General features: G+C 40.0%; 18 protein-coding genes and 1 rRNA gene. 6 read left to right on the top strand and 13 right to left on the bottom strand.

What is annotated here, in order from left to right:
- Positions 1-21 precede the first annotated feature (21 nt).
- Positions 22-306, bottom strand: coding sequence for a co-chaperone GroES (gene groES, locus CR194_RS15110; protein ID WP_110610546.1), 285 nt, complete (start codon positions 304-306; stop codon positions 22-24).
- A 377-nt stretch (positions 307-683) separates the two neighbouring features.
- On the opposite strand from groES, the gene CR194_RS15105 reads away from it, so the two are divergent.
- Positions 684-1,418, top strand: coding sequence for a CPBP family intramembrane glutamic endopeptidase (locus tag CR194_RS15105; RefSeq protein WP_110610545.1), 735 nt, complete (start codon positions 684-686; stop codon positions 1,416-1,418).
- Complete coding sequence (locus CR194_RS15100; RefSeq protein WP_110610544.1) at positions 1,415-1,630, top strand: YdiK family protein; 216 nt, start codon at positions 1,415-1,417, stop codon at positions 1,628-1,630. The genes CR194_RS15105 and CR194_RS15100 overlap by 4 nt, the downstream gene beginning before the upstream one ends.
- A 142-nt stretch (positions 1,631-1,772) precedes the next feature.
- Here the strand turns inward: CR194_RS15100 and CR194_RS15095 are convergent, their stop codons facing one another.
- The 3 genes from CR194_RS15095 to moaC form a co-directional block, all read right to left on the bottom strand.
- Positions 1,773-3,260 carry an MDR family MFS transporter gene (locus CR194_RS15095; protein WP_110610543.1) on the bottom strand — a complete coding sequence of 496 codons (1,488 nt, stop codon included), beginning with the start codon at positions 3,258-3,260 and terminating at the stop codon, positions 1,773-1,775.
- Between the two features lie 136 nt (positions 3,261-3,396).
- A complete protein-coding gene (locus tag CR194_RS15090; RefSeq protein ID WP_110610542.1) occupies positions 3,397-4,035 on the bottom strand; it encodes a redox-sensing transcriptional repressor Rex in 639 nt (212 codons plus the stop codon).
- Between the two features lie 82 nt (positions 4,036-4,117).
- Positions 4,118-4,597 carry a cyclic pyranopterin monophosphate synthase MoaC gene (moaC, locus tag CR194_RS15085; protein ID WP_110610541.1) on the bottom strand — a complete coding sequence of 160 codons (480 nt, stop codon included), beginning with the start codon at positions 4,595-4,597 and terminating at the stop codon, positions 4,118-4,120.
- 218 nt (positions 4,598-4,815) lie between these two features.
- On the opposite strand from moaC, the gene CR194_RS15080 reads away from it, so the two are divergent.
- Complete coding sequence (locus tag CR194_RS15080; protein ID WP_110610540.1) at positions 4,816-6,750, top strand: ABC-F family ATP-binding cassette domain-containing protein; 1,935 nt, start codon at positions 4,816-4,818, stop codon at positions 6,748-6,750.
- 758 nt (positions 6,751-7,508) lie between these two features.
- On the opposite strand, the gene tsaD is transcribed toward CR194_RS15080, so the two are convergent.
- From tsaD to CR194_RS15050, 6 genes are all read right to left on the bottom strand, one after another.
- Complete coding sequence (tsaD, locus tag CR194_RS15075) at positions 7,509-8,525, bottom strand: tRNA (adenosine(37)-N6)-threonylcarbamoyltransferase complex transferase subunit TsaD (RefSeq protein ID WP_110610539.1); 1,017 nt, start codon at positions 8,523-8,525, stop codon at positions 7,509-7,511.
- The gene (rimI, locus tag CR194_RS15070; RefSeq protein WP_110610538.1) at positions 8,522-8,977 is read right to left on the bottom strand and encodes a ribosomal protein S18-alanine N-acetyltransferase; all 456 of its coding nucleotides are present in this window, start codon (positions 8,975-8,977) and stop codon (positions 8,522-8,524) included. Before rimI ends, tsaD begins: the two co-directional genes overlap by 4 nt.
- Positions 8,978-9,023: 46 nt before the next feature.
- Entirely contained in the window at positions 9,024-9,734 is a 711-nt protein-coding gene (tsaB, locus tag CR194_RS15065; RefSeq protein WP_110610537.1) for a tRNA (adenosine(37)-N6)-threonylcarbamoyltransferase complex dimerization subunit type 1 TsaB, read from the bottom strand.
- A complete protein-coding gene (gene tsaE, locus CR194_RS15060; RefSeq protein ID WP_110610536.1) occupies positions 9,731-10,192 on the bottom strand; it encodes a tRNA (adenosine(37)-N6)-threonylcarbamoyltransferase complex ATPase subunit type 1 TsaE in 462 nt (153 codons plus the stop codon). Before tsaE ends, tsaB begins: the two co-directional genes overlap by 4 nt.
- A 67-nt stretch (positions 10,193-10,259) precedes the next feature.
- A complete protein-coding gene (gene thiL, locus CR194_RS15055) occupies positions 10,260-11,243 on the bottom strand; it encodes a thiamine-phosphate kinase (protein WP_110610535.1) in 984 nt (327 codons plus the stop codon).
- Positions 11,244-11,372: 129 nt separating this feature from the next.
- A complete protein-coding gene (locus CR194_RS15050) occupies positions 11,373-12,497 on the bottom strand; it encodes a trans-sulfuration enzyme family protein (RefSeq protein ID WP_110610534.1) in 1,125 nt (374 codons plus the stop codon).
- A 299-nt stretch (positions 12,498-12,796) separates the two neighbouring features.
- On the opposite strand from CR194_RS15050, the gene CR194_RS15045 reads away from it, so the two are divergent.
- The 3 genes from CR194_RS15045 to phnE are packed head-to-tail and all read left to right on the top strand — an operon-like array spanning position 12,797 to position 15,368.
- Positions 12,797-13,783: a phosphate/phosphite/phosphonate ABC transporter substrate-binding protein gene (locus CR194_RS15045; protein ID WP_110610533.1), complete on the top strand. Its 987-nt coding sequence runs from the start codon at positions 12,797-12,799 to the stop codon at positions 13,781-13,783.
- Between the two features lie 17 nt (positions 13,784-13,800).
- Positions 13,801-14,571 (top strand): phosphonate ABC transporter ATP-binding protein, encoded by a 771-nt coding sequence (phnC, locus tag CR194_RS15040; RefSeq protein WP_110610532.1) that lies wholly within the window; start codon positions 13,801-13,803, stop codon positions 14,569-14,571.
- Positions 14,568-15,368 carry a phosphonate ABC transporter, permease protein PhnE gene (gene phnE / locus CR194_RS15035; RefSeq protein WP_233254385.1) on the top strand — a complete coding sequence of 267 codons (801 nt, stop codon included), beginning with the start codon at positions 14,568-14,570 and terminating at the stop codon, positions 15,366-15,368. The genes phnC and phnE overlap by 4 nt, the downstream gene beginning before the upstream one ends.
- Before the next feature lie 227 nt (positions 15,369-15,595).
- On the opposite strand, the gene CR194_RS15030 is transcribed toward phnE, so the two are convergent.
- From CR194_RS15030 to rrf, 3 genes are all read right to left on the bottom strand, one after another.
- The gene (locus CR194_RS15030) at positions 15,596-16,984 is read right to left on the bottom strand and encodes a PAS domain-containing sensor histidine kinase (protein ID WP_110610531.1); all 1,389 of its coding nucleotides are present in this window, start codon (positions 16,982-16,984) and stop codon (positions 15,596-15,598) included.
- A gap of 465 nt (positions 16,985-17,449) precedes the next feature.
- Positions 17,450-18,892, bottom strand: a complete 1,443-nt coding sequence (locus tag CR194_RS15025) for an alanine/glycine:cation symporter family protein (RefSeq protein WP_110610530.1) — start codon at positions 18,890-18,892, stop codon at positions 17,450-17,452.
- Between the two features lie 397 nt (positions 18,893-19,289).
- A 5S ribosomal RNA gene (gene rrf, locus CR194_RS15020) occupies positions 19,290-19,406 on the bottom strand.
- Positions 19,407-19,531 lie beyond the last annotated feature (125 nt).

Below are 19,531 nucleotides of genomic sequence, written 5' to 3'. Positions count from 1 at the left end.
AATTGATTAAATCATGTGGGACTAGCCAATGACTGCTAGAACATCACTTTCACGCAAAATTAAATATTCGTTGCCTTCATACTTAACTTCTGTACCAGAATATTTAGAGAAGATAACAGAGTCTCCTTCTTTCACTTCCATTGCCACGCGTTCACCGTTATCAGTTACACGTCCAGTTCCTACGGCAATAATTTTACCTTCTTGAGGTTTCTCTTTAGCAGAGTCCGGAAGAACAATTCCACTCGCTGTTTTTTCCTCTTGCTCAACTAACTCAATCACAATGCGATCACCTAATGGTTTTAACAAAGAAAACACCCTCCTTTAATATTTGCGCACGATAAAGACGTGCATGTTTTAATTTTTTGTTTTATTAGCACTCGAACTCATTGAGTGCTAACACAATTCCTATAATAATCAACTGAGAAAAATTATGCAAGTATTTTCATCTATTTTTTTATCGCAAATTTCGATGATTTTCTTGCCCTCCCTTCCTCCTGATGCCCATTTCAACCTATTCTAAAACGTGTCGCTGAGCACCTCCACTAGCATGGTCAATCAAGTATTTGAATATACGTTTCCTAAGGGCTCTTCATTCTATTTTCCTGATTAGATATGGTACAATAACTAAGTTGAATCATGCAACTCGAACAAATATAATTATCAAGTACGAAGGAGAAATGACGTTGACTAAAAAATATTGGCTTATATTAATTACCTTCATTCTCATGCAGGTTTCTCCTCTTGCGGTTATTCTGATTCTTCTTCAAACAGGATTTTCCGGTACCGAGGCAGAGTTGCAAGGCATGGCGATTTTCATCGCATTTACGCTAGGTTTCTTGATCATCTCTTGGATCGCTCTTCGCACCAAGCCTGATCGAGAATTTATAGAAGACAGAGCAGATGTAGGAAAAACGGTACTCTGGTCTATATTAGGTATCTTCATGGCGTTCGCTGCCCAATATGCCGCTTCTATTATCGAAGTCTACTTACTTGGCATTGAACCAGGATCAGAGAATACGGAAGTGATCGTAGATATGGCCACAGCGGTTCCTTATATGATCATTGTCGTTGCTGTATTCGTGCCAATCATGGAAGAGCTTGTATTCCGAATGGTTATTTTCGGCAGCTTGTATAAACGCTTTGGCTTTTGGATTGCCGCGATTGTTAGTGGATTGATTTTCGCTATTGTCCACTGGGATTTCGAACATTTACTCGTATACCTTGCCATGGGAATTGTTTTCGCTTTTCTCTATGTGAAAACGAAACGAATTATCGTACCGATTATCGCCCATGTTGGGATTAACTCTTTTGTTATGCTTGTCCAAGTAATTTACGGCGAGCGGTTGCAAGAGTTTATTGAACAAATGGAGGAACTTGAACAAACGGTTCAAGCATTTATTGGAGGCTTGTTCTTATGATTAAATCCCCTCGAGTAGCAGGTTATTTATACTTTTTTCTAGGAACACTGTTTTTGTTTTTCGCTATTCAGTCTGCCCGACAGTCAGAAGGCTGGGATGTCTTCACGATCGTGCTAATGATTTTTGCAGCGATCGACTACTTCATCGCCTTTCGTCACTTAGGCACCGCAGCTAGAGCTAGAGCCAAGAAAAATAACAAAGATATTAAGTAAGTAAAAGAGCTGTCATCAAAAATTTTGATGACAGCTCTTTTAATTCGTATAGGCCCATTTTGGCCTCATGTATTCTCTTGATTTCTCACGTTTTCGTCCTGATCCATCGGGTCGTGCTGCGTAGGTGCTACGCCGGTAGCACCTACCTAGCATGACCCCTCATGTCCCTTTGCTTGCCCTCTTTATTGCTCTCGTTTTCGTCCTGATCCCCTCCAATCGTCGCCTCCCGTTCGTTTTGCTTTTTATATTCTCTCCCGAGTAAAATCCCCGCCGGTATCGACAAAAAGGCTAACACGGCAATAATCATAAATCCTTCCGTTATCGCCGTTAAACTAGCTTCTTCAATGGACTGACCGTTTGATGCCATTACTTGAGCCCGACGAACTTCAAAATAGATTGATACGAAGACAATTCCTAACGCCGAACTCATCTGGCGCAACACGTTATTCATGGCCGATCCTCTGGAGACAAATTTTTCTGGAATGGAATTCATGCCGGCCGTCGTTGCAGGCATGGTACTCAGCCCCATCCCAATCCCCCGAACGGCATTTAAGAGGAAGATGACCCAAATGGCTGTATCCATCCCGATAAATCCAAGCAATAGGGTCCCCACAGCCACGATCGTCAACCCCGTCGTGACAATCGCAGCTGGTCCTTGACGATCAAGAAGTTTCCCACCGATTGTCATAAATATTCCCGTTAATAAGGCGGCTGGAAGGAAAGTAAGCCCAGTCATGATTGCACCTAAGCCATAGACTTGTTGAATCAACAACGGGAGAAGAAAGATCCCGCCAAATAAAGAAATGGAGCTAATCATCGCCACCCACACACTGTAAGTATAAGCTGGAATTTTGAAAATGGATAAGTCTAATAATGGTTGCGACACCTGATTCTCGATCCTTACGAAAAGAAACAAAGAGACAAGGCCAAGAAGCAGTAAACTTATGTTCGTCCAGTCACGCAAATGATCCAGCTCCGATACACGCCCTAGAGCATATAACATGGATCCTACACCTAATGTAACCGTAAGAAATCCCCAGCGATCAAACCGGATGTTCGGCACTTTCTCCGTTTGTTTTAAATAAATTATTGAAAATACTAGGCCAAGGACACCGGTAGGAATATTAAATAAAAACAACCATTCCCAAGATCCCATCTCAATAATGACACCGCCTAGAGTCGGTCCAATCGTAGGTGCCATCATCGCTGCAATTCCCCACACACCTGTCGCAAGTCCTCGTTCTTTTTTCGGGAATGCTTCAAAAATAAGGGCTAACGAGAGCGGCATCATGACGCCACCCCCAACACCTTGTAAGCCACGGAAAAAGATCAATGACGACAAATCCCAAGAAAGCGATCCTAAGATGGATCCCAAAATAAATAATGTTAATCCAGCTATGTATAATTGCTTCTTGCCAAATTTATCACCTAAAAAACCGGTCAACGGCATGATCATCCCCATTGTTACCATGAAGATCGTAATCACCCAGCCTGTAGCGACCGCATCAGCTTCAAATACATTCATAAGATGAGGGACGGCGGGATTCAACATACTGTTATTTAATATAATTGTAAACGTCCCTAACAACACGGTAATGACGACAAGCCATTTTTGAGGGATTTTTGCCATTGGACTCACCTGCACTCTTTTCTTCGTTCTCCGAAAGATTTCTATGTATCTACTATACCACGAGTCCTGAGTGAACGACCGCAAAAAACAGCCTTTTCGATAAACGAAAAGACTGCCTCATATACTGATTGAATGTTTACAACGGATAATGTTTCAAGAAATAGATCAATGATTGAAGTTCAACAGATAAATCTATATGATGAACTCTTACATCGTCTGGCACGGATAGTCTTGCAGGGGTGAAATTCAAAATCCCTTTAATTCCCGCTTCAACCAGATCGTCCGCTATGGATTGTGCAACATGAGAGGGAACCGTTAAGATCACAACTTCTACGTTACTCTCAGTAATCATTTCTTTGAAATCATTTAAGTGATAGATAGGTACATCACCGATTTCTTTCCCTACCTTACTGTCGTCCACATCGAAAGCCATTTCAATTCGTGTGTTGTTGCTTTTACTGAAATTATAGTTTAAAAAAGCGGTTCCTAAATTCCCCACCCCAACGAGCGTCACTTTCGTCAGCTCATCTTGATCCAAGGTTTTTCTGAAAAAGGATAGTAAGTAGTTCACATTATAGCCATATCCCTTTTTGCCGAGAGCTCCAAAATACGAAAAATCTCTTCGGATGGTGGCAGAATCTACTTTCACTGCTTCACTTAATTCTGAAGAAGAAACCCGGTGTTTCCCTGAAGCCTGCAATCCTTCTAAAAAGCGGTAATATAATGGCAATCGTTTCGCTGTTGCTTGCGGGATTTTTGTTTGATCAATATCCATGAATCTTTCGCCTCCAATCTCATTCCTATCGTTATTAAACGAACGTTTATTTTATTTATCTATGCTCGGGCTACCCTCATTCTTACCTATGATAATCTCCGCTTTTTCCACCAGTCTTCTCATATAAGTACGTTTCTCCTAAAACCATGCCTTTGTCGACAGCTTTACACATATCATATATGGTTAACGCTGTTGCCGACGCAGATGTGAGCGCTTCCATTTCAACACCTGTACTTCCTTTTGTTTTGACGCTTACTTGGATGTTCAATTGATATGTATCCTCTTTCACATTCCAGTCAAAGTGAATATCCACACCTGATAATGATAGTGGGTGACACATGGGAATCCATTGTGAGGTATTTTTTGCTGCCATCACTCCAGCAACTTGGGCAACAGCTAATACATCTCCTTTTTTCATCGTTCCTTGTTGAATGCCTTCATAAATTTCTTTATTCACAAAAATACTCGATCTAGCTATTGCCGTTCTTACGGTCTCTTCCTTTTGTGAAATATCGACCATTTTCGCCCGGCCTTGTTCATTAAAATGTGTGAATGAATCCATGTACATCCCCCTCTTTTTCTCCTATCATTGTACACTATTCTTTCACAATCTGCACAATCTTGTGATTAATAATCATATTCAGCCACAGCATTATGCATTTTCACAATCGCTAAATCAACTTTTTCACAGGCTGTCTTTTTAAGTTGCCATGGTCGATCCAACTCATGTACACTTACCTTGAGAAAAAGCTCGGAATTTAATTGTGAGGATGACCAAAAATGATCTTACTACAGTGTGGACAAATATGTAAATCTTTCGGAACAGATGAAATTCTATCAAATGTAAAGTTGGAAATTAAAAGCAATGAACGGATTGCGCTAGTTGGGCGAAACGGTGCTGGGAAATCAACCCTTCTTAAAATCATCACTGGAGAACTTCCGTATGATTCTGGAAATTTAATGATTCCTAAAGATGTGAATATCGGCTATCTTGCACAGAACAGCGGCCTTGAATCAGGTCGCTCCATTTGGGAAGAAATGTTGACTGTATTTGCTGCTTTAAGAAAAATGGAACAGAACCTTCGTTCACTAGAAGAAAAAATGAGTGATCCCGACCGTGCTGATTATGAAAAAGTGATGCAGGAATATGATCAGCTTCAGCAAGACTTCAAAGACAGAGGCGGCTTCCAATATGAAGCTGATATTCGCAGTATTTTATCCGGCCTTAATTTTTCAAATTTCGATTACAATACGTCCATTCATTCTTTAAGCGGTGGACAAAAAACAAGACTGGCTTTAGGAAAACTCTTGTTATCCAAGCCTGATTTATTAGTGTTAGACGAACCGACAAACCACTTGGATATTCAAACACTCACATGGCTAGAGCAGTATTTATCAGGTTACGACGGAGCCATTCTGATTGTATCCCATGACCGGTATTTCCTTGATCGCGTTGTTGACTATGTTTATGAACTAACGTTTCACCGTACAGAAAAATTCACAGGCAACTACTCGAAATATTTAGAGGAAAAAGCTCGTCGATATGAACAAGAAATGAAACAATTCGAGAAACAGCAAGGAGAAATCAAGAAATTGGAAGAATTCGTCCAAAAAAACTTAGCTAGAGCGTCCACAAGCAATCGAGCGAAAAGCCGTAGAAAACAACTGGAACGAATGACGGTTATGGATCGCCCTAAGTCTGAAGATCAATCGGCAAATTTCCGCTTCAATATTAATCGTCAAAGCGGAAACGACGTTCTTATGATCAACGACCTATCTGTCGGATATAGCGAGAAGAAACTGTTTGAGAACATTGATCTCAAGATGACTCGAGGAGAAAGCGTCGCCCTCATTGGTCCTAATGGGATTGGTAAATCCACGTTAATCAAAGCAATTGCCGGAAAAATCAAGTTGATGGCTGGTGACATTCGATATGGTAGCAATGTTTCTATCGGTTACTATGATCAAGAGCAAACAGAGCTTACATCAAACAAAACTGTGCTTCAGGAACTATGGGATGAATATCCGCAAACAAACGAAAAAGACATTCGGACCGTTTTAGGTAACTTCCTCTTTAGTGGTGAAGATGTGTTAAAGACTGTTTATGATTTAAGCGGAGGAGAAAAAGCTCGCCTTTCGCTAGCAAAACTCATGATGCAAAAAGCGAACTTGCTCATCTTGGATGAGCCGACAAACCATTTGGATTTAGACAGCAAAGAAGTTTTAGAAAACGCGCTCATCGAATACCCAGGTACACTTCTGTTCGTTTCACATGACCGTTACTTTGTGAACAGAATGGCTACTAGAGTTGTGGAATTGTCATCGACTTCAATGACAAGTTTTCTTGGCGACTACGATTATTATGTGGCTAAGAAAGAGGAACAAGCAGAGTTCAAGCGATTAGAAGACGAGAAAGCTGCTGCTACGGGTAGCTCTTCTATTGATTCAACGGAAAAAACAACGAAATCTAATTATCAACAAAATAAAGAACAACAAAAAAAGCAACGCCAGAGACAGCGTCGCATTGATGAGTTAGAAAAGCAGGTAGAAACGGAAGAATCAGTGATTACAGAGATTGAAGAGCAATTATGTGATCCAGAAATATTTCAGGATCACGAGAAGTCTTTGGAACTGAACGAACGCTTAGAGAAGACGAAATCAAAAATGGACGCCCTAATGGAAGAGTGGGAAGAATTACAGTTAGGTGAAGAATAAACGTTATCCACAATTCACTACTGAAACTTCAATTAATAAAATGCTTTATCAAAATATGAGAGGGGCACGACGAGTCATGACAGGTAGCAGCTAACCGCCCAGCATCTGCGTAGCACGCCCCCAGGATCAGGACAAAAACGCGAGAGAACGGAAGAAAATAAGAGATCAAATTACACTTATGTAGGACAAAGGCTGTCACCAAATGAGAAACTATTGGTGACAGCCTTTTTACCTCCTACATTAATTTGTGGATAACTTCTTGCTCACCCAATAACAGATAGGCTTATTCGAATAGACCAGTTGTTATTACATACATATATCTAATTCCTTAGTATTTCCACTTCAGTTAACAATAACTATCCACATTCTTCACATAAATATGTGACTAACTAAGTTTAGGAAACGTATGCAATTAACAAAACCGTGCATATTTTCTGACATATCCACACAATCCACAGGTATATCCACAGGTAAAACCTTGCTAATCCAGTGTTTCATTTATTTATTAACAAACACTCTCACTTATCCACAAATCAATTGTTAACAATTCATTTATATATTTAACAATGTTTATAGAGGTTTTCCACATTATCCACAGGTTGTGGATAATGTGTTATTAACACGATCATACTTTCGTATTTGTTATAACGCGCACATTTTATTCTTTATTGTCGATGTCTCGTGGACTGATTACTCGATTACTTAAATAAAACACCGTCCCCTTGAACTAGAGGTACGGTGTAATATACATAAATTATTCAATCTAACATTAATCCTGCTTGACCATTCAGACGATCGTCAGCATACTTCCCGCTCCAATACAAAAATGTTCCCGCTGCGCCAATCATAGCCGCATTGTCTGTGCATAACTTCAACGGGGGAATTGTTAACTTCAACCCCTCTTTTTCGCTTGCCTCTGTGAGTGCTTGCCGCAATCCTTTGTTCGCTGCGACTCCTCCCGCTAATAAAAGCCGGTTCACTCCTTTGTCCTTTGCTGCTTTCATCGTTTTCGTTACGAGAACATCAATGACACTAGCTTGAAAACTAGCTGCAATCTCTTCATTGGTCCATTCATCACCTCGCTGTTTCGCGTTATGCAACGTGTTAATAACAGAAGATTTTAATCCGCTAAAGCTAAAGTCATAAGAGTCTGCTTCAAGCCATGCCCGTGGAAAATCGATTACCGGATCTCCTTGTTGAGCGAGAAGATCCATTCTTGGTCCTCCTGGATATGGAAGTCCTAATGTTCTCGCTACTTTATCATACGCTTCACCGACAGCATCGTCCCGCGTTTCTCCGATGACTTCAAATGAACCGTGTTCCTTCATATATATAAGTTCTGTATGACCGCCGGAAACGACGAGAGTTAATAGTGGAAACGTTAATTCATCTACAATATGATTAGCATATATATGACCCGCAATATGGTGAACACCAATTACAGGCTTATCCCATGCAAAAGCGAGGGCCTTCGCTGCGTTCACTCCGACTAACAATGCGCCAACTAGACCGGGTCCTTCCGTTACTGCAATTGCATCAATTTCTTCTTTCGTCACGTTCGCTTCGTTCATCGCTTCTTCGATAATGAATGTAATTTGTTCTACATGATGGCGGGAAGCAATTTCTGGCACGACTCCACCAAATCTTTTGTGGCTCTCAATTTGAGATGACACGATGTTACTAAGAACTTCTCTTCCATTCTTGACGACAGAGACTGACGTCTCGTCGCAACTCGTTTCAATCGCTAATATTGTTGCTAGATTTTGCTGATTCATGATAATCCCACCCACATGACCAGGGCATCTTCCTGGTTGTCTGTATAATAATTTTTTCGAATGCCACCATCTTCAAATCCATACTTTCGATAGAGGGCTTGGGCAGGCGTATTGGACACCCTCACTTCAAGACTCATCTTTACAGCCCCCAACGTTCTCGACATATCTATCGCGCCACGGAACAAGTAATCACCAATTCCTTTTCGACGCATGGAAGGAAGGATCGCGATATTCGTAATATGAGCTTCATCAACAATGACCCATAATCCACAATACCCAATGACCTTTCCTTCTAATTCAGCCACCAGGTAATAAGCAAATTGGTTTTTCGTTATTTCATTAAAGAAGACAGAGTGACTCCATGGAGAGGGGAAACATTCCTGTTCAACCTCTATGACAGAGTCCAGATCGTCCACTTCCATTAGTCGTATTTTCACAACTGCTTCTTCCATCAACATCCTTCTCCTATTAGATACTGTCTCGTCATTCGCATATGACCTATCCATTCTCTTTCCTTTTACCGTTCGCTTCAAGCCATTTCGCTTCTGCTTCAGCTAAACGTAGGTAGTTCGGAGAAAATGTATGAGTATCTCCTTGAACTGGCTTTTGCATTCCAATCAGAGCAAGTTCCGTCGGTCGAGGTAAACACTCCATGGGTGAACCGATCACCGCCAATTCACCTAACTCATCCTGAATCAGTTGCTCATGTTTTTCCATATCGGGACTTAAGAACAAGATGGGCTGACTGAATTCCTTTAAGGCCTCAATCCAATTTGTATGGATGGCCATCCGGTTCTCTTTCAATTCCCTAACTGTTCCATGCTGGTCTTCATATAAACCTGTAAACACTTGACCTCTTCTTGCATCAAAAAATGGGGAGATCAGCCCTGGAAAATGACGGCCATTTTGAGCAAGCTGTTCCATGCTCGAGACACCAACTACAGGAATCCCTAAGCCCCACGCCATTGTCTTTGCCGTTGTCACGCCTATCCGCACACCGGTGTAAGACCCTGGGCCTTCCGAAACAACGATGCGATCCAAATCTTTTGGCTCTAAATCTACTTCATTAAATAACGAACGAATACCCGCCATTAATCTCACAGAGTGATTCTTTTTTTCATGGGTGACGATCTCTCCAACAGGTACTCCCTCTTTCAAAAGAGCAACCCCCATCACATACGTAGACGTATCAATTGCTAATATATTCATGCTTCAAATAGCTCCTTACATAAACTTAGATAATGATCACCATAGGCGTGAAAGAGAAACACTCTTTCTTCCTCTCCCGTATATTGAATTGTAATGTCAAGACGGTCTTTAGGGAGCTGGTCTAAGATCATCGCCGGCCATTCTACCACCGTCACACCGCTACCTTCGAAATACTCTTCAAGTCCAAGGTCTTCCATCTCATCCTCAATCCGGTACGCATCCATATGATAAAACGGTAAAAAACCTTCGTATTCTTTCATAATCGTAAAAGTGGGACTGTTTACGTTTCTAGTCACACCAACCGATTTGGCTAGCGCTTTTGTAAATGTTGTTTTTCCTGCACCTAAATCACCTGCAAGAGTAATCACATTCCCTCGCTTAACAAGTCTTCCTAACCTTTCAGCAAGGTTAGCTGTATCGTCTGGAGAATGTGAAGTGAATGTCCATTCCTGATTCATACAAAGCCACTCCTGATTATTTAGACCTCCATACGCTCACGGAGTTCTTAGATTTTCTTTCGTTGGATTAAAAATGATGGTACCCCGACTTCTCAATAATCGATCGAGTGCCGTGCCGTTTCATAAAAACAGTGCCTTCTCCTTTTTCAACTCTCCCTATTTTATGTAAAAGGAGATGGTGCTCTTTAAATCTTAGAACGAGTTCATTCCAGTAATGAGCGGACACTGTACCTACAAGCTGAAAGTCTTCGCCTCCATACAGCATCCAATCTTCTTGTTTTTCTATAGGGTGTGTATTGAACTCTTGGGGAATGAGTAACGAGTCCCAATCAATGACGATATTAACGCCACTTGCTTCAGCAATCTCCTTAGCCTCATGGGCCAAGCCGTCGCTTACATCATTTAATGACACTCTTCCGTCCCCTTTCGCTAGCAACTGCCCTGCCTCCAGTTGAGGTTCTGGTTCTTGGTGTGCTTTTAAAAAACGAGCAAAAGAAGACTGGTCCACACGTGGAGATTCATCATTTAGTAAATGCTCTAACGCGTATGCAGACAACCCAACCTCTCCTGTGACAAACAGAACATCGCCTTCTTCAGCTTGAGACCGTAAAAGATGACGATCCCTTTTCACTTTGCCTATGACTGTTACTGTCAATACAAGGGTATCTCGTATTGACACGGTGTCTCCACCGATTAAATCCACCTGCCATTTGCACGCAAGTTGGTCCATTCCTTCGTACATCTTAGATAATTCCTCTTGTGTCCATCCCTGCTTAGGAACGGCTACAGACACTAAATAATAAAGAGGAATCGCTCCCATTGCAGCCAAATCACTTAAATTGACGGCCAGGGCTTTATAACCAATGGACTTGATTGGCATCGTCTTCCTTGTAAAGTGAATACCTTCTACCATTGTATCCACTGCAACCACTTGATCAAATTCCGAATGTACGGAATATATCGCAGCGTCATCTCCTATCCCTACTTTAACAGAGGGCTGATGAAGTTTTTTAGGAGAGACCGATTGAATCCAATCAAATTCATTGTTCATAAAGAATCACCTGCCTCCTATGATCTCATTCTTAACTTGAGTCACTTGTCTATTCTTCATTTTAACCGTTCTTCATTATATCAAACAACGTACAAAAAAAGGAGGGAAATCCCCCCTTTTTTACGTTGGCTATGTTAAAGCTTTTTCGAATACTTCAATAATATCTTCAGCGTCTTCAATTCCTACAGAAATACGGATCATTGAATCTGTTACGCCTAATTTTTCACGCATTTCTTTCGGGACCGGTCGGTGAGAGGTGCCTACTGGATAAGTAATCGATGTCTCTACTCCAGCTAATGTAGGAACGATCTTAACCCAGTCTAATTTTCGAGAAAAATCATGAACATCCATTGCTTCTGCTAAATCAATCGTGACAATGGCACCATTTCCTCCATGTGCCGCATTCTCAGGGTAAAACACTTCTTTAATAAGAGGATGTCCTTTTAAAGTTGAGGCCAATTTTTCAGCATTGGCACACTGCCGTTCCATCCTTAAGCTTAACGTTTTCAAACCACGGCATCCTAACCAGCCATCGAAAGGACCAAGGTTACTCCCTAAATTTGCAACTTTACTTTTAGCTTTCATCATCAATTCCTGGTTACCCGTTACGACTCCCGCAGATACATCACTATGACCTGCGATGTATTTGGTCGCACTGTGAACAACCATATCCGCCCCTGATTCATGAGGCCGGATTAAATAAGGCGTGGCAAAAGTATTATCTACCATTGTTTTCAAACCGTGCGTGGCAGCGATTTTGACAATACCTTCTAAGTCTTCCACACGGAGCAACGGGTTGGTAATAGATTCCGTATAGAGAAGGACCGTATTCTCTCTAACGGCATCTTCAATTTCTTCACGACTAGAGCAATCGACGAAACTAACAGATATACCGAAATCCTTTAACTCGTGCGCAAAAAGCTGGTATGTACCTCCATATAAATCTTCAGTGGCAATGATGTGATCTCCTGACTTCGCAACAGCCAACACACCTGCCAAGATGGCTGAAAGACCTGAAGCGGATGCGACCCCCATTTCAGCCCCTTCTAAATCTGCCACGCCTTTTCCTAAATCATCTGTATTGGGGTTTCCTACTCGAGTATACAAGTATGATTTCTTTCCTTCGAAAAAGCTCTCCATGTCTTCTAAATCATTAAATGAAAAAGCCGATGTTTGATAGATAGGCTTCGTTTTACTCATCTCATCTGCTTCCATCTTAGTTGTAAAATGAACATTCTTAGTTTGAAATCGCAAAGCACGTCATCACCTTTCGTTACATTTCATTTATCTATCATACCTTAAATGGTTCGTTAATTAAAATAAACCTTCTCTATTATCAGAAGACGTTTCCTATGAGAGCCCCTTCACTACAAATCTATACATATATGAACATAGTAAGTATTTTATTACATTTTAATCACCTTATTGTTCCATATGTTAATCGATATTCATATTCCTTTACATTTTATTTAACCGGACTTTATATGTACTTAATGTTTCATCAGTAATATGTGAACCGTAATCAACAATAAAATTTCAGGAGGAATAACACCATGAAAAAAGTATTCACCGGCGTCATTTTAAGTTTTACTTTATTAGCAGCTTGTGGAGAAGAAAATGAAGATGAAGCCATTCAAAGTACAAATGACGGTAACTCATCTAATACTGAGGATACTCAAGAGGCTTCCGCTGAGGAACCTGAAAATGAAGATGAGAATGATTCTGATAATCAAGAACAAGACGGTGATCGAGACGATTGGCCTGACAAGTTACGCTTTGCCGATACAGGTGTAGAAGGAATGGAAGAACTTCAAAGAGAATTTGGTCCATTTAAAGAAGCTCTGGAAGATGTGTTAGACATCGAGGTTGAATTCTTTGCTGTAACTGACCGAATTATTGGCGCAACAGCACTTGAATATGACCAAGTAGATATGATGCTTGCAGGTCCCTCTGAATATGTTCAAATAAACTCTACTGTCCCTGAATCTTATCCTTTCGTGGGAATTGAACGCGACGAATATCACGCTGCCTTTATCGTACATGAAGACAGTGAGTATGAAACACTAGATGACATTGTCGGTACGTCAATCGCCATGAAAGATGCCGGTTCTACAAGCGGCCATATTGGACCGTCTTCCATTTTAATAGAAGAAGGGTACGATTTGGACCAGGACTTTGATATTCAGCTTCTAGACAGTATCCGAATTGAAGCGTTCAAAAACGACGAAGTTGATGTTTTAGCTACAGGAATTAAAGACTACCATGAGATGGTCGAAGAAGATGGAGAAGGAAATTATAGATTGATCCATGAAGGGCCACCATTGCCAAACGATGTATTCTTAGCAAGCCCAGAACTGCCTGAGGATTTCGTTGAAGAAGTAAAAACATTAATGATTGATCATCAAGAACAAATTTTAGGTAGCATCCTGGAAACAGGTGAAAACGATAAGTATATTCAAGCTCGCTTTTTAGAAGCACAAGATTCTGATTATGATCCAATGAGAAGAGCTTATGAAACGTTAGGATTAGATTTCGATTAAACTGGAGGAACGTTGTTATGAATGCATTATCTGTGCGCGAAGTGAGTAAAGTTTTCAAAGATGGCACAGAAGCTCTTTCTGAAGTCAGTTTTGATATTAAAGCCGGCGAAGGGGTTGTCCTTCTTGGTCATAACGGTTCAGGAAAATCTACCATGTTTAAATGCATCTCAGGATTTGAAAAAACTTCTAGCGGTGAAATTTATATTGGTAAGGATGAAACCACCTTTTTGTCAGACCGTAAATATCGTCCTATTCGTAAAAAAGTAGGCATGGTGTTTCAAAATTTCCATCTTATCTATAATTTATCTGTTTTTCAAAATGTATTATTTGGAGCAATGGGGCAATCGAGAAACTTCTTAAAAGTTTCTGCCCCTTTCGCTTCAAAAAAAGACCGAGAAAAAGCGATGGACTGTTTGAAACGAGTAGGATTGGATCACCTTGCAAAGCGACGATCGGATCAACTATCTGGTGGTCAGCAACAACGAGTAGCTATTGCACGAATGCTTATGCAAGATCCTGAATTAGTTCTTGCCGATGAACCTATTGCAAGCCTTGATCCAAAAGCCGGTAGAGAAGTCATGGAGCTTCTATGGGAAATTGTTGACGAGAGAAAACTTACTGTCCTTTGCATCCTTCATCAAACGGATATTGCCATGGAGTTCGGAGAGAGATTAATTGGTTTGAACAAAGGCAAATTGGTTTTAGACGATGCGAAAAAAAACATTTCCAAAGATGATTTGAACATGCTTTATTTTAATGTCGATGAGAAACATGGTGGTATCGTATGAATAAGAAAAAACATTATGAACATATGCCTGCCAGGTTTCAAAGGCCATCAATTACAACAATTATTGGATTAACAGCCTTTGTTACCCTTTTTATATTAGGGGTTACTCATGCCCAACTCTCGTTTGATAGAATTTTCTCAGGTATTACAAATATGTTGCGATTCTTAAGTTCTGCCTTTCCACCAGATCCTAGTAGAATCACGGCTATTTCAAATGCCATGTATGAAACGTTTCAAATTGCTCTTGTAGGAACAGCCATTGGGGTTGTATTGAGTGTTCCTATCGCATTATTGGCCTCAACGAATACGTCCCCTCATTTCTCCATAAGAGTGATAACTCGAGGGATCGTATCTACATTACGGACCATTCCAGACTTAATTTGGGCGTTGATTTTCGTCATTTCAGTGGGACTCGGACCTTTAGCCGGTATTTTAACAATTATTGTTGATACGATTGGTTTCTGCGCTAGATTCTTCTCAGAGAGAATCGAAGAAATTCAAAAAGGGCCCTCTCAAGCTCTTGAATCCACTGGAGCTACTAAAATCGGTGTTATATCCGGATCTATTATTCCATTAGGGTTTCCTTCATTTGTAGCAACCAGCCTCTTTGCTGTTGAGAAATCCATTCGTTCAGCCGTCGTTCTTGGCTTAGTTGGAGCCGGTGGGATCGGAGTGGAATTATCTACCTCCTTCACGTTAAGAAGGTATGATGAAGCCTTAATGATTGTAATCCTTATCTTGGTTGTAGTTATCATAGTGGAGCAAATATCCTCTGCAATTAGAAAAAAAGTCATTTAACATATCAATTTTAACGTCATCTTAACATTCCTATTAAAGATCCTTAACATTTAAAGGGTATAGTAAAGATGTAAGCCAAGCAGGCATACTTCTTCATATGTAGTGATTATCCCCCTTTTCATTGCATACATTTGTGTACCAGACCTATAAAGGTCTGGTATTTTTATTTATGTTAAATCCTCTATTATGAGGTATTGTCTATGCATATAAAACAGATGCTCTACCCCTTACAAATCTTCTTTATATATTGGGAAGGTGATCGTTATCTTCGTTCCTTCATTAACTTTACTCTCGATTTGGTATTTACCATAATGATTCTCAATGATTCTGAAACTCATCATTAACCCTAATCCATTTCCATCTTTTTTCAACGAATAGAAGGGTTCACCTAATTTTTTTATTTCTGAACCCGCTAATCCGACTCCTTCATCTTTAATTGAAATTTGTACTTGTTCATTTTCCTTAGCTACGCAAATATCCACATATCCTCCATTAGGCATAGCCTCGATCGCATTTTTCATAATGTTTATAAAAACTTGTTTCAATTGATTCTCTTCACAATTTACGAAGACTTCTTCTGAAGAAAATAAGCGGAAAAATACATTTTTCAAGTTGGATTCTGACTCTAAAAATCTGATTACATGTTTTATGATTAGGACTATATTTTTAGGTGCATATTCAACTTCATGTGGTTTTGCTAACATCATAAACTCATTGACGATCATGTTAATTCGTTCAATTTCATCAAGCATGATTTTTTTGTAAGGGTCTGACGAAGAACTTAATTGGGTAAATCCTTTGATCGCTGTCAATGGATTACGGATTTCGTGGGCCACTCCTGCCGCTAATTCCCCTAATACAGAAAGTTGCTCTGATCTTCGCAGCAATTCTTCTGCCTCTTTTCTATACGTAATGTCTTGTTGGATCGTGGCATAAAAATCAGGGCTGCTTTTTTCTACAAATGGAATGATCGTCATATCTACCCAAAATTCCGTGCCGTCCTTTGCTTTTTGCTTCACTTCTCCTTGCCACATACTATCTTTCTTAATCGTTTCTATGATGTCTTCATAGAAGCTCTCAGGATAATAGGCATCGGGATGCAAAAGACAATGACTTTGCCCTATCAATTCATCCTTATTATATTTAGACAGATCACAAAATTTATCATTTACAAATGTGATGTTCCCCGCTTTATCCACCACGGTGACATACATGCTCTGATCTAAAGCATCTTTAATTGTCGTCAATCTTTTTTCGTAATTAGTCACATCTTTCCAAGTGACAACATAACCTTTGAGCTTTTCATCAATGATTAGTTGGTTCACAACAATATTAGCTGTATAACATCCGAACAAATTAATCTTAGATTCATAGGGAAAGGGTCCCTCAGTTAATATCCTTGCTTGTTTTTCCCCATTATTCTCATGGAACATACGCATATTTTTTCCGATGAGATCGTCCTTTGACTGAACAGGAATAAATTCGCTCAAATTTCCGATCATCTTTTCTGTATAATCATTAATCCATATAATATCGAAATTCGTATCAGCCACAAATATATTTTCGCCAATGGCATTCAGTACTGAGATCGTTTCCTTGTTCTCAAAAAAAGACATAGAACCCCTCCGGTGACATTAGTGATCAATATCTCTATCTTTCACCCTATTTCTCCTAAATATTATCATATTTAGCGTCAACTTGGTCTTATTAATTATATAAATGCATTTCCTCATTCATTTAATTGAAGATGAGTGTTCGTTCTAAGCAGTTTTTCTTGTCTTCATTTACTTAGTTTTACCATAGGGACAGGTGTGACTTCTGAAGTCGTACTCCTTTTACTAATTATCTCTCACCACCTACTTAAGGATAGAGATTTTTAATATACTTTCACCTAATAATGTAATGGACAAAGATAATAATAAAAACTAACGATAATAGGATTGGCTAAAATGAGAAGTTTAAAGTAACTTGAAAATCACGAGATGAATAGCTAGCAAAAAAGGTTTGATCCAAAGGGTTCTAATTTTTTCTTTTGAAAAACCAAGGAGCAATCACTTAGCTCCTTGGTTTTTTAATTCACATTAGTTGTCTTTGTTATCTCGCGATTTCCAGCTTTCAATATTTTTCAATCCTTTTATACTATCACGATAAAAAACCGGATCGATCCCATTTCTAACTTGATCCTGATAATCTTTCAAAGCACTAAAAGCTATTTTCGATAATAAAGCAACAGCAATTAAGTTCACTACTGCCATAGACCCCATAAACAAATCGGCCATTTCCCAAATAATATCTAGGTCACTTGTCGCTCCGACCATGATCATAATCAGAAAAGCAACTCTAAAGATGGTAAGATATATTGGATTCTCGGAGATGAATTCAACATTTGCTTGACCATAATAGTAATTTCCAAGTAATGAACTGAATGCGAAGAAGAAGATCGCAACGGTTATAAATATCGTCGCCCACTCGCCCATATGTGCAGATAGGGCTGACTGGGTTAACTGAATCCCTTCCATATCTCCTACAGTGTAAACATCAGTTAACAAGATAATAAAAGCTGTTGCACTACAAATAATTAGTGTATCAATTAATACACTCAGGGATTGTATCAATCCTTGCTTAACGGGGTGATTGACATAAACAGTAGCAGCAACGTTCGGTGCACTCCCCATCCCTGCTTCATTTGAAAAGAGTCCACGTTGAACCCCGTTCATGATCGCTGCTCCAATCCCTCCACCGACCATTTCCTGAATACCAAAAGCATTATTAAATATTAGCGCAAATACTGCTGGTACTTCTGTAATATTTATTACCATAATAATAAGTGCTACAACAATATATGTAATCGCAAAAATGGGCACGATGACTTCTGCAACGACGGCAATGCGACGAATACCCCCAAAAATAATGACTGCCATCATCGCTGCAATAATCGCTCCAACAAGCGCAGGATTTACATCATAGGCACCAACAAAAGCATCTGAAATCGTATGTGTTTGCACACCATTAAAAATCAATCCGAAACAAAGCACGATCAAAACCGCAAAGATTAGGCCCATCCAACGTTTCCCTAGACCCTTCTCCATATAGTAAGCAGGTCCACCTCTAAATCCGTCTTTATCTTTTACTTTGTATATTTGGGCAAGTGTGCTCTCAATAAAGCCAGTTGCAGCACCTATAAGTGCAACAATCCACATCCAGAAAATCGCACCTGGCCCCCCTACTGAAATGGCTAATGCCACTCCGGCAAGATTCCCCGTTCCAACTCTTGCAGCTGTACTAATAGCAAAGGCCTGAAATGGCGACGTACCTTTTCTTTCCTTAAAAGCCGTGCGATCTGTGCCACTTATAAGCTCTCTTACCATTTCTGGCAACATACGGAATTGCACAAACTTCGTTCTAAATGTTAAATAAAAACCTAATAATAGCAAAAATCCGATTAAAATATATGTCCAGAGAAGATCGTTACCTAATGCAATTATATCTCCGAACCACGTGTCTGTAGATAACCACTGATCCATTCGATCACCCTTTCTAAGATGTTTTCAACAATTTTTTCCCGATAACTCTTGTTTATAAACATATTTTCACTTTCTATTCAAAAAGTGGTCTAATTTTCAAAGAACAATTTGATTTTCTATATCTTTCTTCGTCTCGACCTGCGATTCGTGACGTTCAACTCTCTAATAGTGTGAGGAGTGTTACGATCTCATTTGTTTCATAACTCCCGACGGCGTGTCTAACTCTAGAGTGGACCGATTCTCATTTTTCCGCACACTCACTCTCATGCACCTGCAACCGTTGTTCCAATTGAATTCGAGCAGTACCATACAATCTGACTTCCCTTCTATTACAATCCGTTTTCTTTATTCAACACCAAAAAAGAGATACTCTCGAATGAGAATACCTCTTTTGATTGCCCAGCGACGTCCTACTTTCACAGGGGGAGATCCCCCAACTATCATCGGCGCTGGAGAGCTTAACTTCCGTGTTCGGCATGGGAACGGGTGTGACCTCTCCGCGATCGTCACTAGACATATGAAATTGACAGGTCGTTGACCTCTCAAAACTGGATAACGCTTGAATGAATGAATCGTATCTTAAAAGTACCATTGGTTAAGCCCTCGATCGATTAGTATCTCTCAGCTCCGCATGTCGCC

Origin of the sequence: Salipaludibacillus keqinensis (assembly GCF_003226325.1) — a bacterium.
Lineage (GTDB): Bacteria > Bacillota > Bacilli > Bacillales > Salisediminibacteriaceae > Salipaludibacillus > Salipaludibacillus keqinensis.
The sequence above is the reverse complement of the archived record's forward strand: the minus strand, read 5'-3'. Positions and strand labels throughout refer to the sequence as shown.